A 24,808-nucleotide genomic window follows, 5' to 3' on the forward strand; every position below is an offset into this window, starting at 1 on the left:
CGCCGGAACAGCAGGGCCCATGGCCTGATTGGTTTGATCGAAGTCTTCGAAAGCGGGCCGGCACCAGGGCCAGAGTGTTCGTGTCCGGGCTTGGGTGTATTTTGGGCGGCATCGTTCGAGGTATCGGGGGAAGTGAGGCTGCACTGAGGTCGACAGCGGCTGTGATTCTGCGTGAAGTGACGGTGTCGTGTCTTCGAGATCACCACACTACTTTCCGACTGCAGGCAAGCTATTGTTCCTTACCGCACTTGCAGAGACCGCAGAAATTTTCCTGACAAAGCGCGTTTGCCACAACGAACTGGAGGAAGAGCATGGGAGTCACCCTGGCAAAGGGCGGAAATGTCTCTTTGACCAAAGAAGCCCCGGGGCTGAAGGCGGTGCTCGTCGGCCTCGGTTGGGATGCTCGCACCACGAGTGGGGCTGACTTCGACCTGGATGCGAGCGCGCTGCTTCTGAACAAGTCGGGGAAGGTACTCTCCGATCAGCACTTCGTCTTCTACGGCAACCTGGTGAGCCCAGACGGCACCGTCGAGCACACGGGGGACAACCTCACCGGCGACGGTGACGGCGACGACGAGTCCATCAAGGTCGACCTGGTGTCGGTGCCGGTTGATGTGGAGAGGATCGTTATCACCGTCTCGATCTACGAAGCTCGCGAGCGGCACCAGTCCTTCGGTCAGGTCAGCAACGCCTACATTCGCGTGGTGAACCAGGCTGACAATGCCGAGATCACGAGGTTCGACCTCTCCGAGGACGCATCGACGGAGACCGCGATGTTGTTCGGTGAGCTCTACCGGCACGGAGGTGACTGGAAGTTCAGGGCTGTCGGCCAAGGGTACGAGACCGGGCTCGCCGGACTTGCCCGTGACTTCGGCGTCAACGTTGCTTGAGTAGGCACCTTTTTCGACCTGGAGAAGCCGCCTTCGTAAGCGCACGTATTCGAATCAACACTAAGGAGAATTGATCACGTGAGCGTGAATTTGAGCAAGGGGCAGCGGGTTTCCTTGACCAAGCCCAGCGGTTCCACTCTGACTCAGGTGCGGATGGGTCTCGGCTGGGATGCCGTTAAGAAGAAGGGTCTCTTCGGCGGTATGAAGAACCAGTCGATCGACTTGGATGCTTCTGCGTTGCTGTTCGATGCCGCAGGCAATCTCGTTGATCAGGTGTGGTTCCGGCAACTGAAGAGCCACGACAAATCCGTCCTGCACACAGGAGACAATCTCACCGGCGCAGGTGAGGGCGACGACGAGTCGATCAGAGTTGACCTGCAGCGCGTCCACCCCACGATCTCGACGATTGTGTTCACCGTCAATTCCTTTACAGGTCAGGACTTCTCGCAGATCGAGAACGCCTTCTGCCGGTTGATCGACGAGTCATCGGAGACGGAGATCGCGCGGTACACGTTGACCGGATCAGGCCGCCACAACGCGCAGATCATGGCGAAGGTGTCTCGGGATGGCGAGGGTTGGTCGATGACGGCTATCGGTGCTCCCGCTAGCGGACGTACCTTCAAAGAACTGGTACCGGCAATCGTGGCCCTCTTGTAGCCTCGGTGGGCGGTTCTGCGCGATCGACTGCCCCTCGTCGCCGACTGCCGTTCCCGCGCCTTTGATCGCACGAAATCACCTGCAAGGAGTCAATCAATGTCCGACCTCGACCTCGGTTCCACCTCGGCGCCTGCAGCTCCGGCTGCTTCGGCCGGCAACGCTCTCGTTCTGACACCTCCCGCCCCAGTCGTGGTCGTCAAGCAGGAAGAGGCTGCGGGCGCGATCGCACTCGACGACGGCAAGCAGGTCGAGTTGCGAACCAAGGCAACCGCATTCGCCAATGAGCTCGTCGCGATGGACATGCGATCCCCGGACTTCGCCAAGAAGATCGACTCGATCACCACGATGGGCAACAACGAGATGCGCGCTTCCGCAGGTGTGGCGAACCGCATTCTCGAACGTCCAGCGGCGGGTGTGCGAGCCGCGAAGGGCCGAACGGGTGATGATGCCCAGACCCGCGTGAGCAATACTCTTCTCGATTTGCGCAACACAGTCACCGAACTCGACCCGGGGCGCGCGGAGCTCAGTGGCGCAAAGAAGCTTCTCAAGTTCCTTCCCGGCGGCAACAAGATAGACCGGTACTTTGCCCGGTATCAGTCCTCGCAGTCGCACCTGAACTCGATTATCAAGGCCCTGGACTCCGGCCAGGACGAGCTGCGCAAGGACAACGCCAGCATCGAGACGGAGAAGGCCAACATGTGGAACATGATGGCCAAACTGACCGAGTACAACCAGCTTGCCGAGGCTCTGGAGAACGCTGTCGAACAGAAGGTCGCCGAGCTCGAGGCATCGGGAAGTACCGAGAATGCGAACACGCTGCGTTCCGACGCATTGTTCGCGATCCGTCAGCGTCGTCAAGATCTCATGACGCAAATGACTGTCAACGTGCAGGGCTACATGGCTTTGGACCTTGTGCGGCGCAACAACCTCGAGCTGATCAAGGGTGTGGATCGCGCACAGACGACCACGATCACCGCACTTCGTACTGCGATCATCGTCGCTCAGGCACTGTCCCGCCAGAAACTGGTGCTCGATCAGATCAGCGCGCTCAACACCACTACGTCCAATTTGATCGAGTCGACCTCGAATCAGCTGCGGATGCAGGGAGCGGAGATCAACCAGCAGGCAGCCAGCAGCATGATCGACGTCCAGAAACTCCAGGCGGCGTTCGACAACGTTTTCCAGACCATGGATGCGGTCGACACCTTCCGTGCCCAGGCCGTCGATTCCATGGCAGAGACCGTGACTGCGCTCGAAGGTCAGATAGAGCGGGCAAAGCCCTACCTCGAGCGGATGCAGCGTGGTACGGCGGACGCGGCAGGACAGATCGGCTACTGACGAATGCTGTCGTGGTTTCGGAGGAATCAGGGTGAGCCGGATGGTTCACCCCCTCTCGGTGCACTCGTAGAAGACGAGGACAGTCCCGAAGCATTGTTTCGGGGCCTGTATGAACTCGTCTCGTTCATCAACCTGAACGCTGGACGGCTCCCGAACGAGGCGGTTGTCGCGGCACGCTGTGTAACCGACACACTTCGGGAGATCATCGCTACCTCCGAAGCCCGTCCCTTGGACATTCACGCCGCCATTTCGGTCCGAGCGATGACGACCGATTACCTGCCTACGACTCTTCGTAGTTACCTCGCGCTCGACGACCAGACTGCGGTTAGCGTCGGACGGTCCGGGCACACCCCTCAGCAACTCCTACTCGAGCAGGTCGAGTCGCTGTGGGGCGCTGCCACGGACATCCTTGCCGCAACCAGATCTCACGATGTTGACGCCCTGACGACGCAGGGCAACTTCCTCCGTACAAAGTTCACCAGATCGGACCTTGATCTATGACGAGCGTCATGCGTAGGGGAGCGAATGTCGAGCTCACCAGGGAGATACCAGATCTGAAAGGGTTGGTTCTGGGTGTCGGTTGGGATGCGGGAGGCGAGTCACCTCTCGACGACAATCTCGTGATGGCGACGATTCTGTGCGGCGCAGACGGGAAGGCGCTGTCCGGAGATCACTTCGTCTTCTTCAACCAACTGAGCTCCCCGGAGTTGTCTGCCGTGCAGCTCGAGCAAGCCCTCGGGGGTGATCAGGAGCAGGTTGAAATCGATTTGTCAGCAGTTCCTGACAGCGTGGTACGGCTCGTAGTCGTGCTCTACCTCAATGAAGGCACGGCCCGGCGCCGCGCCCTCGGTCAGCTACGGAAGTGCGAGTTGCGAGTTCTCAACCTAGCCGGAAACGCTGAACTCGTGCGTTCGGAAGATTTCGCTCCGTTGCTCTCGAACGAAACGGCAATGGCGCTGGGCGAAGTGTATCGATACAAGAACGGTTGGAAGTTCAAGGTAATCGGCCAGGGCTACGACAATGGAATCCTAGGAATCGCACAAGACTACGGAATCCCTCTGTGAGGGGCGACGTATGAGCTTCGCCGATCCGACCAACGCACCCGGTCGTCCCGACCTGGTGTTCCTCCGGCGACGTGCGCGGCCGAAAGCCGAACCATCCGTCGACCTTCCGCGCCCCGTCAACGACAGTTCGCCGGCCGACGCCCGTTCCACGGTCGAGCCGTCCACAGGCTCGAGCAACCTATTGGATCTGTCGACCCCCGGGGATGCGGAACTCGACCTATCCATCGACAGCGCGGCGACTCCAGCTGTTGCCGACGACGTTCCGTCCTCGATTCGCCCCGCCCGGCGGGCCAACTCTGCAGACCGGACCATCCTGACCCCGGACGCGCCGACCGTCACACTGACACGGTTGCAGAGCGGCGTGGGCTCGCTCACTGTCGAGGCAGCGTGCACAGACGCTGTGGGAGACCTGCAGTTCGGGTGCGCCTATACGCTCAGGTCAGGTGTTTCGTCCACTCTCGCGCCCACCTCCGGCAGGATGGCGGCACCCCTGAACTCCTTGGCGCCGGTGATAGCCGGACTGAACGACGGTCGAGGAAAGTTCGCCGTCGATCTGCGGCAGTGTCGAGAGTTGGATCGGCTCGTGATCTATGGGTACTCGGATGCGGGCAACGAGGTTCCCTGGGGCGGCACGCTGGTCGTGACGACCTTTGCGAATGCGCGGATCGAAATTCCGCTGGACCGGATGCCCTCGGGGAGCATCGGTGTCGTGATGTCTCTGTACAACGTGCGCGGCGAGTTCGTACTGCGTGCCGAAATGTGTCCGATCGACGGCTCTGTTCAGCAGGCTTGCCGAGCCTACGGATTCGATCGCATCACGTGGGTCGACGACCGCACCCCTTTGGACTGAGCGGCACAGCGGCCCCGAGGTAAGGGCGGATTTGGACCCCGCTTTGCCACGGCCAGTCAGGCCTCGTGTTGGCTGTTTCACTTCCTCAACTTTGTGAACCTGCTTACATGCGCCGGTGCTCGGTCACGATGTGTTGGAGGTCACCGAATCTCGGAGGCCTGTGCCGGTATCGACCGCACCACCCAGTCCTCTCGCGCCATCGCTTCAGCACGCGCTGACCAGCACCGCAGTCCGTTGTGGCCAGCGGTATCGAATCACACCCACCGAAGCACAGCCGATCCTCGATCTCGACCCCCCAGGGCCGGCTTGCAGGCACCCATTGATCATCGAGACGGATCGTGAGCTATCACTATCACTATTTGCCGAGTCAGGACTTCCAGGGATCGGTGCGAGTACAGATATGCTCTCGTGCCGTGACAGACATGAGAACGTCGGCAGGTCTGCCGATGCCAACTCCTAATGGTGAACGAGCCGGGAGGAAATCCCTCCGAGGAGGGACTCACTTCACGAGAGGGCGTCTGGTCGCGGTGGTCAGCGCGGTTGTCGGGATCCTGGCTGCGATCGCGATCCCGTTCCTGCCGGTGCAGCAGACCGAGGCCAGGGTTTCGTGGCCTGAGAACGGTTTGGTCACGGATGTCACGGCGCCATTGGTGTCGTACACGCCGACCGATCTCGACATCAGCATTCCATGCGCGGCCGTCGGGGAACTGGCAGCAGCGGGCGGCGGGGTGATGGTGTCGACTGTCCCCATCGGTGCGGCGGATCCGGACCGATGGGCGTTGTCCGCCCGGGTGATCGGGGGTGACGGCGACGATCGGCTCGAGGTGGTTGCCCGGAACACGATTCTGCTGTCTGCGCCCGTCGAGTCTCTGTCTGGTCCGGACTGTGCGGTGTCGATTTCTTCGACTCCGGCCCGAACTGTTGTCGCAGTCACAGGCAGCAGCGGTGGCGACACGGAGCAGGTCTTCGACGGTGATCTGCGCCCGCAGATGGTCGGGGTCTTCTCGGACCTCGACGGCGTTGCGCCAGATGGTCTGCGGGTCGACGCAACACTCGATACGCGGTTCACGACGTCGCCGACGGCGGTGAAGTTGGCAGCAATGGTGCTCGCGGTACTGGCCACCACCCTCGCATTGTGGTCGCTGCACCGCTTCGATGCCACTGATGGCCGGCGCTCGCGCAGGCTTCTTCCCTCGTCCTGGTGGTCGTTCACACGTATCGACGCCGTGGTGATCGGCGTCCTCGGTGTGTGGCACATCATCGGCGCGAACACCGCCGACGACGGCTACCAGCTCGGTATGGCGCGAGCCGCAGGCGAGTCGGGCTACATGGCGAACTACTTCCGTTGGTTCGGCGTCCCCGAGGCACCCTTCGGAACGCCGTTCTACGACGTCCTCGCGTGGATGACACAACTGTCGACGGCGAGCGTATGGGTGCGTGTGCCTGCACTTCTCGCCGGAATCCTCACGTGGTGGCTTCTGAGTCGAGAGGTCGCCCCGAGGCTCGGGGTGGCGGCCCGGCGCTCGTCACTACCGTTGTGGACCGGTGCCCTCGTGTTTCTGGCGTTCTGGCTGCCGTTCAACAACGGGTTGCGGCCGGAACCGGTCGTCGCGGCGGGCGTGCTGCTGACGTGGTGCTCGGTCGAACGTGCCATCGCGACACGGCGATTGCTGCCTGCGGCTGCAGCGATCGTGATCGCAGCCTTCACGGTCACAGCGGGACCGTCGGGCATCATCTGCTTTGCTGCGCTGATCTCCGGCGCCCGCCCGATCGCGCGGATCGTCGCCGACCGTGCCCGCTCCGTCGGATACGCGGCGCTGCTGCTGCCGTTGGTGTCGGCCGGTCTTGTCGTGCTCGTGGCGGTGTTCGCGGATCAGACGTTTGCAGCGGTGCAGGAGATGCAGCGCGTGCACGCGATTGGACCCAACGTTGCTTGGTTCGACGAGTACATGCGCTATCAGTGGCTGTTCCAGGACAGCACCGACGGCTCTCTCGCACGCCGGTTCGCGGTGTTCACGATGGTGCTGTGTCTGCTGACGGTGATCGTGGCATTGCTTCGACGGGGTCGGATTCCGGGCGCATCGGTGGGGCCGACCCGCAGGATTGTCGGTGTCACCATCGGCGCGATGGTGCTGATGATGTTCGCGCCAACGAAGTGGACCCACCACTTCGGTATCTACGCCGGTCTGGCAGCGGCAGTCGCGATCGCGGCATCGGTCGCTGTGGCCCCGGCGGTGTTGCGGTCCCGGCGAAACCGCGCGTTGTTCGCGGCAGCCGTGATGTCCGTGCTCGCGATCTCCTTCGCGGGCCGCAACGGCTGGTGGTATGTCTCGAGCTACGGCGTGCCCTGGTTCGACAAGCCGCCGTCGATTGGTGGCAACGGCTTCGCGGTTGCGCTTCTCGCTGTTGCGGTGCTGCTCCTGGGCGTTGCGGCCTGGTTCCACATCCATCCGAACGCCTCGACACGCACCGACACTCCCTCACGATTGTGGTCCATTCCGCCGTTGACACTCGCCGCGGCGCTGATGGTTGCGTTCGAGGTGCTGTCGCTCGCCAAGGGGGCTGTCTCGCAGTACCCGGCGTACTCCGTGGCCAGGTCCAACATCGACGCACTCGCAGGGGCACCCTGCGGCCTGGCCAATGATGTTCTCCTCGAGACCGACCCCAATGCCTCCATGCTGCAGCCGCTCTCCGGAGACATCGGCGCGGCCCTTGCCGCGGGTGGAGTCGTCGGGTTCCACCCGAACGGTGTCGCCCAGGACCTCACGCCGGACACCGAGGACGTCGCCTCTGGAACCGCGAACACCGTCGATCGCACCAACGCGGACCAGAACACCTCCGGTGGCACCGCTGGAACCGGCGGGGGATTCGGCGGCGAGGGAATCAACGGCAGTACAGTGGCCCTGCCGTTCGGGCTCGATCCAGGAACCACTCCGGTACTGGGTAGTCTCGGCGCAGACGGGATCGCGACGGTAACCACGGACTGGTACCGGCTTCCCGATCCCGATTCGGTCGGTTCACGCGGAGACATCGTCTCGATCTCGGCGGCCGGGCGGATTCGTTCCGTGAACCCCGACGGCATCGAAACTTACGGACAGAGTCTGATTCTCGAATACGGAATCTCGAACTCCGACGGCACAGTGACCGTGCTGGGTTCGGCGGTGCCGATCGACATCGGACCGACCCCCTCGTGGCGGAACCTGCGAGTTCCACTCGAACAGTTGCCGGCCGAGGCGGATGTGGTCCGTATCGTTGCTGCCGACAACGATGTTCGCCCCGAACAGTGGCTGGCATTCACGGCTCCGCGCGTTCCACAAACCCAAACGCTTCAGGACGTGCTGGGTCACGACACCCCGGTGCTGCTCGATTGGGCGGTGGGACTGAACTTCCCGTGCCAGGACCAGATGCTTCACGCCAACGGGGTGTCCGAGGTTCCCGAATACCGGATCTCTCCGGACCGCCCGCTCGCAGTCGTAACAGGCCTCTGGCAGGACCACTACGGTGGAGGGCCGCTCGGCTGGACTCAGTTGCTGCTCGGCGCGAGGACCATCCCCTCATACCTGGCCTATGACTGGGATCGGGACTGGGGGTCGATCGAACAGTTCGTCCCAATCGACCGCACGGCCGAACCGGCACAGATCCACACCAGTACCGTGACCCGGTCCGGGCTGTGGACGCCAGGACCGATCAACATCACTTCCTGAAACCGTCGCCGCACGAGCATGATGGTCCGGGCCTGCCCGGACCATCATCTCGGTGCGAAGGGGCGGCTCATTGTGGTCGCTCTACCCGTGGCTCCCTGCACCGTTGCACAGGGCAGGGAGCCACGGTAGTCGGTATACGCGTCCCGCCAAGTGCGGTGAAAGACAATCCGACCCTGAATACCGAAAAGCCCGACGACTGCACAAGTGTGGCAGTCGTCGGGCAGTAGCGGGCGGGGCGGGGACTGGCCGAGAAGTGGTCTCGACCGTCGCCTACCTCGCCCGACCCGCAACGGCGGGAACGCTCAGCCTCGGTCGGCTTTGATCAGGTCCGCGCACCGCTCGCCGATCATCATTACGGTGATGTTCGGGTTCACGGTGGTGTGTTCGGGAAACACCGAGGCGTCGGCAACGCGCAATCCCTGTACACCCTTGACGCGCAGTTGCGGGTCGAGGGGCGACATGTTGTCATCGGCAGGGCCCATCCTGACGGTGCCGACGGGGTGATAGACGGTGTTGTGAGTGTGGCGGATGTAGTCGGCGAGTTCCTCGTCGGACTGCACATCCTTTCCGGGGAACAGCTCCTTGCCCGCCCACGCGCTCATCGCCGGCTTGGCGACGATCTCACGGGCACGCCGGATCCCAGCAATCATGATCCGCATGTCGTAGCCCTCCGGGTCGGTGAAATACCGGGGGTCGACGCGCGGCTTGTCCCTGAAGTCCCGCGACCGCAGGCGCACCGTGCCACGAGAACGCGCGTGCGTGATGTTGGGGGTAAGGCAGAAGACGTTCTCGGCTGTGGGGTAGCCCTGCCGCACCGTGTGCATGTCGAACGGCACCGACCCGTAGTGCATCATCAGGTCGGGCCGGTCCAGGCCCTCGTCCACGGCGGTGAAAACACCGATCTCCCACCATTGAGTGGAGGATTCGACCATGGGCTGCAAGGCCTCCCACGAGATGACTCCCTCAGGGTGATCTTGCAGATTGGCACCCACACCTGGGGAGTCCACGAGGACGTCGATGCCGTTCTCGCGTAGATGCACGGTGGGACCGATGCCGGAGAGCATCAGCAGCTTCGGTGAGTCGATGGCGCCGGCTGACAGCACCACCTCGCCTGTCGCCCGGATGAGCTTGGCCCTACCGAACTGGTTGTCCACCACCTCGACTCCGACGCATCGGGTGCCGTCGAACACGAGTCGGGTGGCACGTAGACCCGTCAGCAGGGTGAAGTTGTCCCGCTCGGTGATCGGGTGGATGTAGGAGACCGAAGACGACGCACGGGTGCCGTCGGCGCGCCGGTTGATCTGCAGGAAGTTGGCCCCGTTGACGACGGTTTTGCCGGTGTTGAACCGCTCGGTGGGGATGCCGTCCTGCTCGCATGCCTCGAGCAATGCCACTCCGCAAGGATCGGCGGGCGGGACGTTCATCAGATGCACGGGTCCGCTGTCGCCGTGATGTGGCGCGTCCGGACCTGCATCCTCGTTGGTCTCGAGGCGCTTCAGAATCGGCCACATCGCCTCCTTGTTCCAACCCGTGGCGCCGTGCTCCGACTCCCACTCGTTCAGGTCTTCGGCGGGAGGCCAGAAGGCGATGCACGAATTGTGCGAGGAGCATCCGCCCATCACCTTGGCACGAGCGTGACGCAGGAAGGAGTTGCCGTTCTCCTGCGGCTCCACCGGATAGTCCCAGTCGTAACCGGATTCGAGCAATTCCATCCACCGGTCGAGTTGCAGCACCTCGGGGATGTTCCGATCGTCCGGGCCTGCCTCGATCAGTGCGACCTTGACGGCGGGATCCTCCGACAGTCGCGCCGCAACGGCGGAACCCGCAGATCCGCCGCCGATCACGACATAGTCGAAGGTACTGCCGGCGGCCGATTCGTTCATCGGTTCTCCTGCTGAGATGCGTTCTCGAACCAGCCCGTGACGGCGGGCGCGATGTTCTGGTAGATGTGCTTGGCCTCACGGTACTCGTCGAGGCCGGTGGGACCGAGTTCGCGGCCCACACCGGACTGGCCGAACCCGCCCCACTCGGCTTGCGGCAGGTAGGGGTGGAAGTCGTTGATCCAGATGGTGCCGTGGCGTAGCCGGTTGGCCACCCGCTGCGCTCGCCCGGCATCCTGAGTCCACACCGCCCCAGCCAGGCCGTAGTGAGTGTCGTTGCCGATCCGCACGGCATCGTCCTCGTCCGTGAACGTCTCGATCGTGACGACGGGTCCGAAGGCTTCGTCGACGACGACGGACATCCCGCTGCGTACCTGATCGAGCACGGTCGGCAGGTAGTAGTAGCCGGCATCGAGATCGGTGTCTCCGGAGATACCGGTGGCAAATGCGCCGCCGCAGCGAACCCGCGCACCCTCGGCGACACCGGCCTTCACGTACGCGTCGACCTTGTCGCGGTGCGCCGCCGAGATGAGCGGGCCGGTTTCGGCCCGATCATCGAACGGACCACCGATCCGGATTTGCTGCGCACGAGCGACGAGCGCATCGGTGAACTTCTCTGCGATCGACTCCTGCACAACGATCCGGGCACCCGCGGAGCACACTTGCCCCGAGTGCACGAACGCGCCGTTGAGGGCGTTGTCGACAGCGGCGTCGAAGTCGGCGTCGGCGAAGATCACGTTCGGGTTCTTGCCACCGAGTTCGAGCGCCACCTTCTTCACGGTCGCAGCCGCGGCGGCGGCCACGACCTTGCCGGTCACGAGTCCACCGGTGAACGAGACCAGGTCGACGTCCGGGTGCTCGCTCAGCGGAGTACCTGCATCGGGGCCGGTGCCGGTGACGAGGTTGGCGACGCCCGCGGGCAGACCGAGCTCGTCGAGCACCTCCATCATGAGGATCGAGGTGTGCGGGGTGAGCTCGGCCGGTTTGAGCACGAACGTGCAGCCCGCGGCCAGAGCGGGCCCGATCTTCCACGCAGCCTGGAGCAGCGGATAGTTCCAGGGGGTGATCATCCCGCATACGCCGACCGGTTCGTACTGGATGCGGCTGACGACGGTGTCGCTGCCTGCGTCGACGAGTCGCCCCGCATCCTGTGCCGCCACACGGCCGAAGTACTCGAAGCATGCCGTGATGTCGTCCATGTCGATCTCGGACTCGACGAGCCGCTTCCCAGTGTCGAGGGATTCGGCGCGCGCGAACTCCGCCTTGCGTTCGCGCAACCGCTGTGCGACCCGAAGCAGGAAGGCACCGCGTTCGGCCGCGGGCACGCTCGACCACCGGCCGTCGTCGAACGCGGTGCGCGCCGCAGCGATGGCCTTCTCGGTGTCGACGCGGGTGGCCTCGCTGACCGTCCCGACAAGCTCACGCGTGGCGGGGCACTCGATGTCCCGGACGCCTCCGTCCGTCGCAGCTTGCCAGGTGCCGTTGATGAACAGGGTGCGAGCGGTCACTTGGGCTCCAATTCGAACCGCGCCTCGTCGGCGCCCCGTTCTCCATTGGTGAGGTCACCGATATCGAGGGCCTCGAAGTCGTGCGACCAGTCGATGACCGGATCGTTGTCGACAGCCGTGGAGTCTGTGCCATGGCTGCGGTGCAGGAACTCGAGTTGCCGCTCGTAGTGGTCGAGAACGTTGCTGATGAGCTGTTCCTTGGTGAACCCGAACACGTCGAACCCATTACTGCCGTCAGCCGAGAACACCTCGAGGCGGAAGTACTTGTCCAGTTTCTGTGCGCCCTGACCGTAGCTGGGTGTCTGGTGTTCGGTGGGATAGACCTGGTAGTGGAACGAACGCTCACCCTCGAACAGGACATTGAGGTGGTAGGAGTGGATTCCGCAAGATTCGACCACTTGCTCGCCCACCGAAGCGTCAGCTCCCTGACTTCGGAGTTCGGCCGCGACCTCGGCAAGGGCTGGTCCGACGACTGTCGTTGCGTAGCGCTCCGTGGCGTCGGCGCCGGGGAAGCGCATAGACCGCTCGACGCGCTGGCGCCAGTGCAGAGTGGTGCCGCCTGCGCTACGGCTGGACAGCGCGTTCGGCAGCGACTTCCGCAGAGACTCTGCCCAGTTCTTTTCCACCTGAAGCGCTTTGAACAGGCCGAGCATGATGAACATGATAACGACCGCGAACGGCAGGCCCATGATGATCGTGGCGTTCTGCAGGGTGGTGATACCGCCGATCATGAGTGCCACCAGGGTCAACACGCCGGTGGCGCAGGCCCAGAAGATTCGCACCCATGCGGGGCCATCGGATTCGTTGTCCTGGTTTCGGGAGCTGAATCGAGCCATTACCAGTGCGCCCGAGTCGGCGCTGGTGACATAGAACAGGAGACCGGTGAACGTGGCGATCGCCGCGAGGATCGGGGCTCCCGGGTACTGCTCGAGCAGCGAGTAGAACGCCCGCTCGGGGGATGCCATGGCGGTCGCCCCGAACTCGCTGTCGCCACCGCGAACGATGTCGATGGCACTGTTTCCGAAGATCGAGATGTAGACCAGGATGAACAGGAACGGGATGGTCAGTGTGCCGACCACGAACTGACGGATGGTTCGGCCACGGGAGATGCGGGCGAGGAACAGACCGACGAAGGGTGCCCAGGCAATCCACCAAGCCCAGAAGAACAGCGTCCACGCCGAGAGCCAGGCCTCTTGCGAGTCGTAGGCGAACGTATCGAGCGTCATGCCGGGGAAGCGGCTCGCGAAGTCGCCCATGTTCTGCACCATGCCGTCGAACAGGAACGATGTGGATCCGGCCACGAGAACGTACACCAGCAGGCCGATGGCCACGATCACACTGATCTCCGAGAGCCGCCGCACACCGCGATTCACGCCGGACACGGCCGACAGAGTTGCAATGATCACCGCAACCGCGATCAGTCCCGCTTGTGCAGGTGTCCCCTCAGGCAGCCCGATCAAACCGTTCAGTCCGACGTTGAGCTGAGCAACGCCGATCCCGAGGCTGGTGGCGAGCCCGAAGATGGCACCGAGCAGTGCGGCGATGTCCACGAAGTTGCCCAGCGCGCCGTTGATCCGCTTACCGAAGATCGGGTAGAGGGCCGAACGGATGCTCAACGGGAGGTTGTGGCGGTAGGCGAAGTAGCCCAGAGCCAGCCCCATCAGGGCGTACAGGCCCCATCCGATGATGCCGTAGTGGAACAGCGTCCACACCAGGGCCTGCCGTGCCGCCTCGTTGGTCCCGCCGTCTCCGGTGGGCGGCTCGAGGTACTGCGTGACCGGTTCGGCAACCGAGAAGAACATCAGGTCGATGCCGATTCCGGCGGCAAAGAGCATTGCTGTCCAGGAGAACAGGCCGAAAACAGGTTTGGAGTGGTCGGGTCCGAGCTTGACTTTGCCCACGCTCGACATAGCCGCCCAGGCGACGAATCCAAGCACCACAGTGACTAGCAGGATGTAGAACCAGCCCAGGTTGCCGGCAACCCAGGACACCGCCGAGCCGATTACGGATTCCGCGTTGTCCTGATTGATCCACGCCCACAGAATGATGCCGACGATGCCGACGCTGGAGCCGATGAAGACCGGCCAGTTCACCGAAACCGGTGGCCCAGATTTGTCTGACGAGCGTTTGGGTTTGTCTGACGAGCCCTTGGGCGGAGATGGCTCGCCATGGACGAGATCGCTCGTAATCGATCCGGCCTGGCGGCCATTGCTTTCGTTTTCCATCAGAATCCTCATGTGATCGGCCCTGTGCGACCGGTAAGTCGGCCCTACGGCGGCTCTCGCGAACGGTTGGGGCTGACAGACCGTATCACTCAAGCGCGGTCAAACCGGTAAGGGCGCCGCAGGCGGCATGAGAGGAACTGCTTCTACTGGCGTGAAAGGGTAAGTACTCGAGCATATTTGGTGACAGAGTGAAATTTTGCACGTTCAGCTGCCGCTTCCGACTTCGGCAAATGTTCTACCCTTCTGCGGGTAAAGGGTGGATTAGGTGGTATGTTGTCGCGCCTTCCGGCCTCTCAAGTTAACGCGGTTGCTGCCGAGTAACGCTTGTCGATCCGTACTTGTGGGCAGCGAGTAGCGCACGCCCGTCGTCGCGGCTCCTCGAGATGGCGTGACACGCGAGCCCAGACCTCGACCGGCCGGCGTCGAGGATTCGCGATCGCTCCAACGAGTGCGATGCGGTGGAACCGCAAAGAAAACCGTACGTCACGAACTATGCCGAGAGATCGCCGACGGCTGCATGGTCGGTGCGTCACCGAGAACGCCGCGATCCAGCTTCGTCATGCCCGAATGACCACGCCTGAACTCGCGAAGCCGGACCAGCCGCGCACTGCGTCCGACCCGGGTCCAACTCGGATTACACAGCATCGGCTTACCAGGGAATTGCTGGTGGCGAGAGCCTGGCTACTCGCTTACCGTTGAATTGAGGACTCGATCGTGAAGAGGCGATGTGATGCTGCACGAGTCCTCGCGGAGCTGGATCGTGGGTGATGCGAGATGATCGAGTTGGGCGTGCTGGCCCTGGTATTAGGTGTGCTGTTGATTGTCGTCGAAGCACACGTACCGACTGCGGGTCTGCTCGCAGGGATCGGGGCGCTGTTCGTCGCCGCCGGCGTATGGCTGCTCATCACGTCCAGCGACACGGCGCAGATGATTGCGATCCCAGCGGCCGCCGGAGTTGCGCTGGTCGGTGTGGGTCTTGCGGCCGTGAGCGGGAGAAAGGCATTGATCGCCCGGCACGCCCCTGTGCGCACAGGACTGCAATCTCTGATCGGGTCCGACGCTACCGTTCGCAACTGGGCGGGTCGACAGGGTCAGGTCGAGGCCGCCGGAAGCCTGTGGAAGGCCCAAACGCAGTTCGGCGATGACGAGACGCCTGCAGTGGGTGATGCCGTCGTCGTCGAGCAGATCCGTGGCCTGACTCTCACGGTGCGTCGACGAGAGCCTTGGGAGCTACCGCAATGACTACCATCCTCGTTATCTCACTTGTCGTAATCACGCTCCTTTTCATGTTGGCGGGCAGCGCAATTCGGGTTCTTCGAGAGTATGAACGAGCCGTCGTGTTCCGATTGGGCCGACTCGTCGAGTTGAAGGGTCCAGGGCTCGTTCTGTTGATCCCCGCGATCGACCGGATGGAACGGGTCAGCCTGCGGACAGTCACCTTGAGAATTCCCGTTCAGGAAGTGATCACCAACGACAACGTGCCGGTCAAGGTCACCGCTGTCGCCTACTTCAGGGTGGTAGACGCAGATCGGGCGATTGTCGAAGTCCAAGACTTCCGTGCCGCGACATCGCAGATTGCCCAGACCACATTGAGGTCGATCCTCGGTAAAGCGGATCTCGACGCACTGCTGTCCGAGCGGGAACGCCTCAATGAAGACCTGCAAAAAGTGATCGATCAGCAGACCGAACCGTGGGGGGTCAAGGTCACCACTGTCGAGATCAAGGACGTCGAGATCCCTGCCAACATGCAACGGGCGATAGCGCGGCAGGCAGAGGCCGAACGCGAGCGGCGCGCCCAGATCATCAATGCGGAAGCCGAGTTCCAGGCCTCGACCAGGCTCGCGGAAGCTGCTGAAGTCATCAGCCGCAACCCGACCACCCTGCAATTGCGCTACCTGCAGACCCTCAGCGCAATGGGCGGGGAGAACAATTCCACCGTCGTCTTCCCGTTGCCTCTCGACCTGGTTCGTCCGTTCCTCGCCGCTGGGCAGAAAGCGGTTGGTGCGGAAGGCGCCGACGACGAGCGCGCACAATTCGAAGCCCAGGCCAATCTGGCGGCGATGATTCCGCCCTCCGGTACTGAGGAGCGTGCCCCGCATCGCACACGAAACTGAGTTGTCGTCGAAGGATTCTCGAGCAGAGATATCTGGCGGTACCAGTCGAAACTCGGCGTCACGGCGTCGTCCGGTCGCGGTAGTTCATCACGTCGGAGAGCCGGAAACGGCGGTGTGTGCCGCGCATCTGTATGGGCAGCACCTTCGAGTTGGCCAGCCGACGTACGTAGGTGTCAGAGACGCCGAGGATTTCCGCAGCCTGTGAAGTGGTAAGCAATGCAGCGACCGAGCCGAGCGCCACGCTCTGGCCTTCACCGAGAAGTGCAAGCAGTTCGAGAACAGCCTTGTTCGCAGGCGGGGGGAGTTCCGCACCATCGACTGTGACGGCCGGGGACCCGGCGAGGGCGGCGCGCAGCCCAGCCGCGGCCTCGGGGTCCAGTGCGGGAACGATGTGGTCGATGCTCATGGCAGGCTCCCCGTCGAATTACTGGAATCTCAACTACGATCTCACGATCGGGGTGAGTCCCGTCGTGGACTCGCTCCGGCAATGGCCTCCTGCTGTTGTCGAAGCTTCAGTCCAGGACGGTGAAGAACGAATCGCCATCCTCCGCGGCCCCGTCGATCTGGCCTCGGTCGGTGCGTGAGTCTTCGACGATGACGCCCTCCACTACATGAGCGTGCTTCGTACCGAACACCGGAATCTCGACCTCGTCACCGTCGATGACTCGATCTACGTCAGTAGAGAGTTCGTCGTCGGACAGGTTGGCGATTGGAACATCCAATCGTTCCTCGCACGCAACGTCGGGTTCCTCCTCGGACAGCCTCGCGTCGAGCGACTCTCCTTCTCGCCCTTCCCTTGCGGTGGTGCCGAACCTGTCGGCTTCGATCCACCCATCCGGTGGGTCGACTACGTCGTCGCCATCGTTGTTGCGTACGTCGTCGGAGTCCAAACTTTCGCTGGGACTCAGCGTGTCGCCGGGGCCGTCTGTACTACTCATGGTCATCAAATGCCCAGTTCAGGGCTGTTCGAAACTTCGAGCGGAGTCCAGGTAGTGACTCTTCCGAATTCAATTCTCCACCACCTTGCCGTCGACGACAATCCGCACCCGATCGGGGTAGAACGACAGGTGGTCGTCGATGCCCGAGGCTTCCGCAGTGGTGAAGGGGTAGTACCACGCTGCGTCCTTCACAGGCTCGCCGTCGCCTCGCCCCGTGAAGGACAGGTGCGACGCATTTCCCTTGTACGGGCAGGAAGTCCTGGTGTCGGACTTGGTGAAGAACTCGGACCGGACGTCGATGCGGGGAATGTAGTAGCGCACCGGCAACGAGGTTTCGAACAGCAGGCGTGGACGAACTGTGTCGGCCACCAGGGTGTCGCCGATGTATACCTCCACGTGTCGCGAGGATTCCAGGACGTCGACGCGGACGTACGGATCGCGCGCGTGGACGAACACCTGCTGATCCTCCTCATACCAGGCATCCATCTTGTTCCATTGAAAGGCGACGTATGAGCTGAGGTCGAGGGAGTTGGCGGGAGGTTCGTCGTACCCCCAGACAGATTGTGGGGCGGATCGGTCGCCGACCCGAAGGTCCCAATACCGCGCTTTCCCTTTCCACGGGCAGGTCGTGGTGGCGTCGACGGGATAAAGGACGTCGAAGTTCACGTCGGTGCGTGGGATGTAGTAGACCGGCACGAGATTCTTCTCGAACAGGTACACGGCGCGGGTCGTGTCCGCGACGGCCTGACCGCCGAAGAAGACCCGGATGCGTTTGTGGCCGGGTTCGATCGAAATGTGCCCGTTCTCCGCGCTCTGCTGGGCTGCGGCTGCATGCGTGAGTGCTGTGGACATCGACTACTCCAAGGTGTCGGTCGCGGTGCAAAACGTGCCCCATCCATGATCGCACCTTCGGGAAGCTGCCAGCGGCCGAGTTCGCATACCCGATGACCGGGCGTGGTGAATGTTGACAGTCCCTTTTGCCGGTTCGACGATGGAGGCATGGCCGCACCCGCCCTGATGCACGAAGCACCTGTCGCCGGATACGTGAGCGGCACCGGGTGGCTGAATTGACGGGGCCGAGTTCGTTCACGCCGCTGAGCTCCGAACTTTCTGCGCGGGGTATCGATCTCGACACGGATTCACGGCGGCGAGCGGAATACGCCTTCGATGCGTCCAACTATCGTGTGCCACCGCTGGCGGTGGCCTTTCCCCGCACACCCGGTGAAGTAGTCGATATCGTTCGCGCCTGCAGAGACCGGGGTATTCCGGTCACCAGCCGCGGTGGCGGTACATCTCTTGCCGGCAACGCCATAGGCAGGGGAGTGGTGCTCGATTTTTCCCGCCATATGAACCGGGTGTATTCCGTAGACGCGTCCGCCCGCACAGCCGTCGTCGAACCGGGCATCGTGCTGACAGAGCTGCAGAGGGCCGTGCAACTGGCGACGGACGGCGCCTTCACGTTCGCACCGGACCCGTCGAGCAAGTCTCGTGCAACAGTCGGTGGCGCGATCGGCAACGACGCCTGCGGCAACCACTCGGTGCGCTACGGTCGCACGTCCGGACACGTTGTCGCCCTCGATCTCGTGACTGCGGGCGGGCACCGCCTGACCGCGACCCGCGAAGGCTTGCGTGGCACCGATCCGGACGACGCTCCGGCGTTCGCGGAGGCCGCTCGGATAACGGCCGAGCTCGATGAACTGGCTCGCGAGCATCTCGGGGACTTTCGGCTCGAACTGGGCCGTATCCCCCGACAGGTGTCCGGATACAACCTCGCTAGTCTCTTGCCCGAGAACGGCTTCGATGTGGCGCGGTCTCTGGTGGGAAGTGAGGGAACGTGCGCGGTGGTCGTGGCCGCCACCGTTGCGCTGGTACCTGTGCCTCCTTCGGCGATGCTGCTGTGCCTTGGATACCGCGACCTGGTGGACGCCGCGCGGGACAACGTGATGATTCTGGGGTACTCGCCCGCGGCCATCGAGGGCATCGACTCGACGATCGTCGACACCATGCGACACAGGCGCGGCGTCGACTCGGTGACGGGGTTGCCCGAAGGCGAGGCCTGGCTGTACGTCGACCTCGACGGTGAGAATCCGACGGAGGTCGCGCTGCGCGGGGCCGAACTGGTGTCGAAACTGCAAGACGCGGGCAGGCTCGTCGACGCGCGTGTGGTCTCGGACCCGGACGAGCGTGCGTCGTTGTGGCGGGTGCGCGAGGACGGTGCGGGGTTGTCCGCGCGCTTGGTCGATGGCGGCGAATCCTGGACAGGCTGGGAGGATTCTGCGGTTGCGCCCGACAAGATGGCCGACTACCTCGTGGAAATCAAGGCGCTGCTCGAGGACTTCGATCTCAACGGCGTGATGTACGGGCACTTCGGCGCCGGGTGCATGCACATCCGAATCAACTTCGATCAGCGCACCGAAGATGGCCGCGACATCATGTCGCGATTCATCCACCGGGCCGCCGAACTGTGCGTACGGTTCGGTGGTTCGATGTCGGGCGAGCACGGTGACGGCCGCGCACGGTCCTCGTTGCTGCCTATCATGTACAGCCCCAGGATGATGGCGGCGTTCGCCCGGTTCAAGCGGATTTGGGATCCGGCGGCCGTCCTGAACCCGGGTAGCGTGGTCGATCCGGAACCGCTGTTGGGCAATCTCGCGCTCGAGGGAGTCGATTCGCGGTCCTGGCAGACAAGCTTCGACTTCAACCTCGCTACCGACGTGCCGGTATCCCCCTTCGTGCATGCCGTGCAGGGCTGTATCGGGGTCGGCCGGTGCCGAGCGTCGACGGGTGGGGTGATGTGCCCCAGCTTCAGGGCGACCGGCGACGAGAAGGACTCGACCCGCGGCCGGGCACGTGCGCTGCAGGAAATGGTCCGCAACTCACCGACCGTCGCCGACGGATGGCGGTCGGAGGACGTGAAGGAATCGCTGGACCTCTGCCTGTCATGCAAGGCGTGTTCCACCGATTGCCCGGTTGGTGTGGACATGGCGACCTACAAGTCCGAGTTCCTCGACCATCACTACCGTGGCCGGATGCGTCCACTGTCGCATTACTCCCTCGGCTGGTTGCCGGTGTGGTTGCGGATCGCGCAGCGATGCGCTCCCGTGGTGAACAGGCTGGCGGTCGGCAGGTCGGCGACCGTCGCGGCCAAGCTTGCGGGCCTGACCTCGCACCGATCGATGCCGGAGTTTGCGTCCCGCAGGCGAATCCGACAGCAGATCGGGGATTCGATCAGCCGAAACGCGGACGTCGTGTTACTCGCGGACACGTTCACTCGCGGATTCCGGCCAGAGGTGATCGGGGCGGCGAAGCGGGTGCTCGCCGATGCGGGGCTCAGTTCCCAGTGCCGCAGCGACGTCTGCTGCGGACTGACGTGGATCTCCACCGGTCAACTGAAGCAGGCTCGCAAGACACTCACCAGGGCGGTCGAACGTCTAGACGACGGTAGCGATCGCCCAATCGTCGTACTCGAGCCGAGTTGCGCTGCGGCATTCCGGAAGGATCTGCCCGAACTCGTGCACACCGACTCCGCGCGTCGCGTCGCCTCACGGGTGCGGAGCTTCGCTGTAGCGGTGCTCGAACAGGCGGAGGCAGGGTGGTCCCCGAGCGGGCGGTTGCCGGGGGATGTAACGCTACAGACCCATTGCCACGAGTACGCCGTGTTCGATGCGGCCACCCAGCGGCGGGTATTGCAGGCCATAGGAGTGCACCGAGTGCGTGAGGCGACCGGATGCTGCGGTGTTGCAGGAAATTTCGGATTCGAGACCGACCACTACGACATCAGTATGCGGGTCGCGGAGCAGGCGCTGGCCCCAGCGTTGCGCGAGAGTCCGGCCGACGCGGTCGTGTTGACCGACGGGTTCAGCTGCCAGATGCAGGTGCGGCAACTCGAGCCCGCCAGGCTGTCGATGCATCTTGCCCAGTTGCTCGATCCCGCGCAGTCTGCGGACGTAGGGGAGTAAGCGCGGACTCACTTGCTGCGCAGATCATGGCCGGAAATGAACTTCACAGGTTCCTCGCGGCCTGGCGTGCGGGCTCGGGTGCACTGTCTGGGAAGTCGACTACTCAGGATCTGTAGGTACCTTCGAGTGAGGGACTTGTTCGATTTCCTGGGGAGTAAGGCATGACACGCATTCGCACGGCGGCTGACGCGGAATCCAACGCGGCCAAGCAGATGCAGAGGCTCGGATACGGTGACGCGACAGTGCTTCTCGGTGGGGCGGAGGGCGGTATCGACGTTCATTCGTCGAGTGCCTACGCTCAGGTGAAATGGCGAGGGGACAGCGCCGGGCGGTCGAACCTCCAGAGTCTGTACGGTGCCCGCGGAACCAGTCACGGGACGAAACTACTGTATTTCTCAGGTTCCGGATATACCGACGAGGCCGTCGCGTACGCAGACGAGGTGGGGATGGCCCTGTTTCGAACCGAGCCGGACGGCGAGACCTGTCCAGTCGGTGCCCACGCACCGGAACTGGTTTCCGCAGTGAGGGATTCAGCCGTTGCTTCGGACGCACCACCACCCGTGGCCCTGCCGTCGAAGCCGGTGTCGCCGGCGCGCGTCCTGGCCCGAAGCATGGGAGCACTGGCTACGGCATTGCTCGGCGCGCATTGGCGATTGCTCGGCGCGGTCCTGTGCACGATCGTCCTGATAGTGGCACCCTTCGGCGAGGGTTTCGTCGCTTTGCGGGTTGTTGCGACGATCCTCGCCGTCGTCGGCGCACCTGCGTTGTGGCTTCTCTTCATCGTGCACCGGCGAACCAAGGGCAGATAGTTCTGCAGGCACCCCAGGGTCGACCGCGCTCGAGCAGCGGCTACCGGGCTGGCGTCGCATGATATGTCAGCGGACACTGAGGGAATGCCCCAGCGACAGATGTCCGAGCCGAGCGGATTCAAAGGTGGTGCCCGGTTGTCGCAGGGCCTGTGGCTTCCCTACTCGCTGCTGGTCGTCGCAGCACTCGGATGGTGGTGGACCTTCGTCGGTGCGGGGCGCACGGGATCCTCCACGATGGCCGCGATGTCGTTCGCAGCCTTTCTCATTGCGTGGGTCGCCATGATGGGGGCGATGATGCTGCCGGCCATCCTGCCGGTGGTCCGCTTGTACGCCCTGGCAGCTGCTCGGGGAGCCGCAGCACCCGCTGCGGTCTTCGTCGGGGGTTATTTGGTGGTGTGGAGTGCGGTGGGCATTCCGGCGTACTTCCTGTGGCGGCGCCTGAGTGGGCCGTTGGCTGAAGCGAGTCCGTGGGCGGCCCGGTTCGCAGGCGCTGTCGCGATCGGTGCCGCGGTCTATCAGCTGACGCCGCTCAAGTCGCTGTGCCTGCGTCACTGTCGTTCGCCGCTGTCCTTCTTTCTCCACCACGGCCGGAACCTAAACCGGCCCACCGGGGCTGCGCTGGCCGGTGGCAGACACGGGATCTACTGCCTCGGGTGCTGCTGGATGTTGATGGCACTGTTGGTTGCCTTGGGCACCATGTCGCTGGGGTGGATGATCGCACTTGCGGTCCTGATCCTGCTCGAGAAGACGGCTCCATTCGGAGAGGTGCTGGCCAAGACGGCTGCGGCCGGACTCCTCGTTCTCGGCGCTGCTCTGCTGCTGCACCCGGCTCTCATCGGGAACATTGTGTGAAAGAGAGGCTCGAAAATGTCGACAACCGAACAACGCACCAGGTGGGCCCTGAAGGGTCACGCTTATGAGTTCTGTAATTGCGTGCCAGGTTGCACCTGCTATTTCTCGGGGTTCCCGAGCTCAGCAGATGGCAGCTGCCAGAACTTGCTCTGCTTGGACATACGGCAGGGTTCGTGTGGAGACGTCAACCTCACCGGCGTGAAGAGCGTCGTGGTTCTCGATTTCCCGCGCGCCATCCATGAGGGGGGTGGCAAGACGGTGTTGATTGTCGACCCAGACGCCACGGAGGAGCAGGTCGATACCCTGCACCAGATCATCACCGGCGCATTCGGCGGTGCCCCGTGGACCTTTCTCGCCGGGACTTATGAGGTAATCGGCCGGGCAAGGGCGCCAATCAGCTTCGAGGGCACCGGCGTGAAGGCAACGATGACAGCCGAAGGATTTGGTCGAGCGACTGGTGATTCCTTGAAGGATCCGGTGACCGGGGAGGACCACCAGGTGCAGATCGTGTTGCCCGAAGGACCCATCCTGAGGAAGGGAGAGTGTGGCGTCGGATCGTTCGAGATCGAGGTCGAGGGTCTCCACTACGGCTACGCCGACACCAACTGCATCGCCTTCGAGTTCGAGTGGTCGAACGACTGAAAGGTGTGTTGCTAGGACGGGTCGTCGAATCGCGTCCGCTCCTCGGGATTGCTGGACATTCCCAACTGCTCGGACCGCTCGGGCCGCGGTTTGGGTTCAGGACTGGAAGTCCGAGGCGGCGATACGATGCCACGGAGGGCGTTGCGCAGGACGTGCGCCAGCCGTTCCCAGTGCTTTGCGGTCGGGTCATCTGTGTCACGAAGACGAGCAACTCGGTCGGTGCAGGTGTCGAGCAGTGCGAGGATCCGATGGCGGTCGTGACCGCAGACGTCGGCGACGGCGGTTGGATCGAGATCGCCTGCAGATCCTGTGTCGAGATGGAACAGGATGAGAAGTTCCTCGGGCAGATCCGCATCGCTCACGAGGATGTCGGCGGCGGGTTGCTCGTCAGCGGTGTTGCTTCGATAGAACGAGAGTTTCCCGCCGAATCGCTTGGAGAACTCGTCGTCGACGGTCTCGAGAAAGTCGGAGAACAGACTGCAGTTGTCGGTCAGGTGCTGCGGAACGAACGGGTTGCCCGGCACCTCGACAAACGCCGACAACCGATCGTCAACCAAAATGAACTTGATCCGTGACCACGTCCGATTCAGGTCGGCGGTGACCTCGGCGGCCCGAGTTCGGTCGCTGATGTTGTGTACCAACGGCGCGAACAGTTGCACGTCGACGGAGTCGGCGACCGGTCCGACGAACAGTATGGTGTTACTCATCCGGATCGGTACGTCACCGTCAGGGTCGCGTTCGGGAAGAACACCGAGTAGTGGCACGAGCGCAAGGGTGATCAATTCCTGAAGATGCTCGACGTCACGCGGCACGACGGCTGAAGTGGGGTCGATATTCTCGACGAGCGGCGGACGCACTGCGATCGGATCGAATGCGGGCGCAGGATCGGACAGGGCTGCTTCGGTTTTCAGGAACGACGGGTGGGCCACCCCCCAAATGTCACGGAACGCCGCGACCGCCATCGCTGCCAGTTGATCGGACCATGCGAGTTTCTTGTCGACGTAGAACGCCGGCGACCCGTCGTCGAATTCCTCGACTGCGCCGTCTGTGGGCCGATTCCAGCCGAGTTCTGTCAGGTAGGTCTGCTCGGCATCGGACAGTCGACGGGTGGGATGCAGCTGGTGGTTCGCCGGAACTTCACAGCGAACCGTGTCACCGTCCCAAACGAGGAATTGGATGCAGGGCCTTCGCCCCTCGGATTCGTCGAGTTCTTCCAAACCCGATTCGAGCACCAGGAGGTCCTCGTCTTTCATTGCGGCCAGATAGTCCGCGAGACGCCTCTGGAAGTCGGCCCAATCGCGGTTCACGCTCGAATCCAGGTCGAAGTCTTGCATGTCTGCTCCGTCCAGGTCGGCAACGAGTCACCTAGTTCGCTCTA

General features: G+C 63.2%; 20 protein-coding genes. 13 read left to right on the forward strand and 7 right to left on the reverse strand.

Annotation, left to right across the window (positions count from 1 at the left end; genetic code table 11):
* Positions 1 to 311: 311 nt before the first annotated feature.
* From AB0I57_RS16250 to AB0I57_RS16280, 7 genes are all read left to right on the forward strand, one after another.
* Positions 312 to 890: a TerD family protein gene (locus tag AB0I57_RS16250; protein ID WP_358337160.1), complete on the forward strand. Its 579-nt coding sequence runs from the start codon at positions 312 to 314 to the stop codon at positions 888 to 890.
* A 78-nt stretch (positions 891 to 968) separates the two neighbouring features.
* Positions 969 to 1,547: a TerD family protein gene (locus tag AB0I57_RS16255; protein ID WP_358337163.1), complete on the forward strand. Its 579-nt coding sequence runs from the start codon at positions 969 to 971 to the stop codon at positions 1,545 to 1,547.
* Positions 1,548 to 1,643: 96 nt separating this feature from the next.
* Complete coding sequence (locus AB0I57_RS16260) at positions 1,644 to 2,885, forward strand: toxic anion resistance protein (RefSeq protein ID WP_358337166.1); 1,242 nt, start codon at positions 1,644 to 1,646, stop codon at positions 2,883 to 2,885.
* A gap of 3 nt (positions 2,886 to 2,888) precedes the next feature.
* The gene (locus AB0I57_RS16265; RefSeq protein WP_358337169.1) at positions 2,889 to 3,386 is read left to right on the forward strand and encodes a hypothetical protein; all 498 of its coding nucleotides are present in this window, start codon (positions 2,889 to 2,891) and stop codon (positions 3,384 to 3,386) included.
* Between the two features lie 8 nt (positions 3,387 to 3,394).
* On the forward strand, positions 3,395 to 3,949 hold the full coding sequence (locus tag AB0I57_RS16270; protein WP_358337171.1) for a TerD family protein: 555 nt from the start codon (positions 3,395 to 3,397) through the stop codon (positions 3,947 to 3,949).
* A 10-nt stretch (positions 3,950 to 3,959) separates the two neighbouring features.
* Positions 3,960 to 4,799 carry a hypothetical protein gene (locus tag AB0I57_RS16275; RefSeq protein ID WP_358337174.1) on the forward strand — a complete coding sequence of 280 codons (840 nt, stop codon included), beginning with the start codon at positions 3,960 to 3,962 and terminating at the stop codon, positions 4,797 to 4,799.
* A gap of 422 nt (positions 4,800 to 5,221) precedes the next feature.
* Positions 5,222 to 8,503, forward strand: coding sequence for an arabinosyltransferase domain-containing protein (locus AB0I57_RS16280; protein ID WP_358337545.1), 3,282 nt, complete (start codon positions 5,222 to 5,224; stop codon positions 8,501 to 8,503).
* A gap of 302 nt (positions 8,504 to 8,805) precedes the next feature.
* Here AB0I57_RS16280 and AB0I57_RS16285 read toward each other — a convergent pair whose 3' ends face one another.
* The 3 genes from AB0I57_RS16285 to betT are packed head-to-tail and all read right to left on the reverse strand — an operon-like array spanning position 8,806 to position 14,116.
* Positions 8,806 to 10,386 carry a GMC oxidoreductase gene (locus tag AB0I57_RS16285; protein WP_358337177.1) on the reverse strand — a complete coding sequence of 527 codons (1,581 nt, stop codon included), beginning with the start codon at positions 10,384 to 10,386 and terminating at the stop codon, positions 8,806 to 8,808.
* Positions 10,383 to 11,891 (reverse strand): aldehyde dehydrogenase family protein, encoded by a 1,509-nt coding sequence (locus tag AB0I57_RS16290; RefSeq protein ID WP_358337180.1) that lies wholly within the window; start codon positions 11,889 to 11,891, stop codon positions 10,383 to 10,385. Before AB0I57_RS16290 ends, AB0I57_RS16285 begins: the two co-directional genes overlap by 4 nt.
* Positions 11,888 to 14,116: a choline BCCT transporter BetT gene (gene betT / locus AB0I57_RS16295; protein WP_358337183.1), complete on the reverse strand. Its 2,229-nt coding sequence runs from the start codon at positions 14,114 to 14,116 to the stop codon at positions 11,888 to 11,890. The genes AB0I57_RS16290 and betT overlap by 4 nt, the downstream gene beginning before the upstream one ends.
* 774 nt (positions 14,117 to 14,890) lie before the next feature.
* Here betT and AB0I57_RS16300 point away from each other — a divergent pair.
* A complete protein-coding gene (locus AB0I57_RS16300; RefSeq protein WP_358337186.1) occupies positions 14,891 to 15,358 on the forward strand; it encodes an NfeD family protein in 468 nt (155 codons plus the stop codon).
* A complete protein-coding gene (locus tag AB0I57_RS16305; protein WP_358337189.1) occupies positions 15,355 to 16,230 on the forward strand; it encodes a slipin family protein in 876 nt (291 codons plus the stop codon). The genes AB0I57_RS16300 and AB0I57_RS16305 overlap by 4 nt, the downstream gene beginning before the upstream one ends.
* A gap of 58 nt (positions 16,231 to 16,288) precedes the next feature.
* Here the strand turns inward: AB0I57_RS16305 and AB0I57_RS16310 are convergent, their stop codons facing one another.
* The 3 genes from AB0I57_RS16310 to AB0I57_RS16320 all read right to left on the reverse strand — a co-directional run bounded on the left by AB0I57_RS16310 (position 16,289) and on the right by AB0I57_RS16320 (position 18,020).
* Positions 16,289 to 16,636 carry a helix-turn-helix domain-containing protein gene (locus tag AB0I57_RS16310; RefSeq protein ID WP_358337192.1) on the reverse strand — a complete coding sequence of 116 codons (348 nt, stop codon included), beginning with the start codon at positions 16,634 to 16,636 and terminating at the stop codon, positions 16,289 to 16,291.
* Positions 16,637 to 16,742: 106 nt separating this feature from the next.
* Complete coding sequence (locus tag AB0I57_RS16315) at positions 16,743 to 17,174, reverse strand: hypothetical protein (protein ID WP_358337195.1); 432 nt, start codon at positions 17,172 to 17,174, stop codon at positions 16,743 to 16,745.
* A 63-nt stretch (positions 17,175 to 17,237) separates the two neighbouring features.
* The gene (locus AB0I57_RS16320) at positions 17,238 to 18,020 is read right to left on the reverse strand and encodes a DUF427 domain-containing protein (protein WP_358337197.1); all 783 of its coding nucleotides are present in this window, start codon (positions 18,018 to 18,020) and stop codon (positions 17,238 to 17,240) included.
* A gap of 206 nt (positions 18,021 to 18,226) precedes the next feature.
* On the opposite strand from AB0I57_RS16320, the gene AB0I57_RS16325 reads away from it, so the two are divergent.
* The 4 genes from AB0I57_RS16325 (at position 18,227) to AB0I57_RS16340 (ending at position 23,430) form a co-directional block, all read left to right on the forward strand.
* Entirely contained in the window at positions 18,227 to 21,127 is a 2,901-nt protein-coding gene (locus AB0I57_RS16325; protein WP_358337199.1) for an FAD-binding and (Fe-S)-binding domain-containing protein, read from the forward strand.
* Between the two features lie 161 nt (positions 21,128 to 21,288).
* On the forward strand, positions 21,289 to 21,936 hold the full coding sequence (locus AB0I57_RS16330) for a restriction endonuclease (protein ID WP_358337201.1): 648 nt from the start codon (positions 21,289 to 21,291) through the stop codon (positions 21,934 to 21,936).
* A gap of 84 nt (positions 21,937 to 22,020) precedes the next feature.
* Positions 22,021 to 22,788, forward strand: a complete 768-nt coding sequence (locus AB0I57_RS16335; RefSeq protein ID WP_358337204.1) for a DUF2182 domain-containing protein — start codon at positions 22,021 to 22,023, stop codon at positions 22,786 to 22,788.
* Between the two features lie 15 nt (positions 22,789 to 22,803).
* The gene (locus AB0I57_RS16340; protein WP_358337207.1) at positions 22,804 to 23,430 is read left to right on the forward strand and encodes a DUF1326 domain-containing protein; all 627 of its coding nucleotides are present in this window, start codon (positions 22,804 to 22,806) and stop codon (positions 23,428 to 23,430) included.
* Positions 23,431 to 23,441: 11 nt separating this feature from the next.
* Here AB0I57_RS16340 and AB0I57_RS16345 read toward each other — a convergent pair whose 3' ends face one another.
* The gene (locus AB0I57_RS16345; RefSeq protein WP_358337210.1) at positions 23,442 to 24,764 is read right to left on the reverse strand and encodes a hypothetical protein; all 1,323 of its coding nucleotides are present in this window, start codon (positions 24,762 to 24,764) and stop codon (positions 23,442 to 23,444) included.
* Between the last annotated feature and the right edge of the window lie 44 nt (positions 24,765 to 24,808).

This window comes from Rhodococcus sp. NPDC049939 (assembly GCF_040656415.1).
GTDB lineage: Bacteria > Actinomycetota > Actinomycetes > Mycobacteriales > Mycobacteriaceae > Rhodococcus_F.

Coding starts and splice junctions, on each gene's coding strand:
- AB0I57_RS16260 (WP_358337166.1), top strand. CDS start 1,644: ATGTCCGACCTCGACCTCGGTTCCACCTCGGCGCCTGCAGCTCCGGCT.
- AB0I57_RS16285 (WP_358337177.1), bottom strand. CDS start 10,386: ATGAACGAATCGGCCGCCGGCAGTACCTTCGACTATGTCGTGATCGGC.
- AB0I57_RS16275 (WP_358337174.1), top strand. CDS start 3,960: ATGAGCTTCGCCGATCCGACCAACGCACCCGGTCGTCCCGACCTGGTG.
- AB0I57_RS16330 (WP_358337201.1), top strand. CDS start 21,289: ATGACACGCATTCGCACGGCGGCTGACGCGGAATCCAACGCGGCCAAG.
- AB0I57_RS16300 (WP_358337186.1), top strand. CDS start 14,891: ATGATCGAGTTGGGCGTGCTGGCCCTGGTATTAGGTGTGCTGTTGATT.
- AB0I57_RS16345 (WP_358337210.1), bottom strand. CDS start 24,764: ATGCAAGACTTCGACCTGGATTCGAGCGTGAACCGCGATTGGGCCGAC.
- AB0I57_RS16310 (WP_358337192.1), bottom strand. CDS start 16,636: ATGAGCATCGACCACATCGTTCCCGCACTGGACCCCGAGGCCGCGGCT.
- betT (WP_358337183.1), bottom strand. CDS start 14,116: ATGGAAAACGAAAGCAATGGCCGCCAGGCCGGATCGATTACGAGCGAT.
- AB0I57_RS16250 (WP_358337160.1), top strand. CDS start 312: ATGGGAGTCACCCTGGCAAAGGGCGGAAATGTCTCTTTGACCAAAGAA.
- AB0I57_RS16340 (WP_358337207.1), top strand. CDS start 22,804: ATGTCGACAACCGAACAACGCACCAGGTGGGCCCTGAAGGGTCACGCT.
- AB0I57_RS16265 (WP_358337169.1), top strand. CDS start 2,889: ATGCTGTCGTGGTTTCGGAGGAATCAGGGTGAGCCGGATGGTTCACCC.
- AB0I57_RS16320 (WP_358337197.1), bottom strand. CDS start 18,020: ATGTCCACAGCACTCACGCATGCAGCCGCAGCCCAGCAGAGCGCGGAG.
- AB0I57_RS16305 (WP_358337189.1), top strand. CDS start 15,355: ATGACTACCATCCTCGTTATCTCACTTGTCGTAATCACGCTCCTTTTC.
- AB0I57_RS16270 (WP_358337171.1), top strand. CDS start 3,395: ATGCGTAGGGGAGCGAATGTCGAGCTCACCAGGGAGATACCAGATCTG.
- AB0I57_RS16280 (WP_358337545.1), top strand. CDS start 5,222: ATGAGAACGTCGGCAGGTCTGCCGATGCCAACTCCTAATGGTGAACGA.
- AB0I57_RS16315 (WP_358337195.1), bottom strand. CDS start 17,174: ATGACCATGAGTAGTACAGACGGCCCCGGCGACACGCTGAGTCCCAGC.
- AB0I57_RS16335 (WP_358337204.1), top strand. CDS start 22,021: ATGCCCCAGCGACAGATGTCCGAGCCGAGCGGATTCAAAGGTGGTGCC.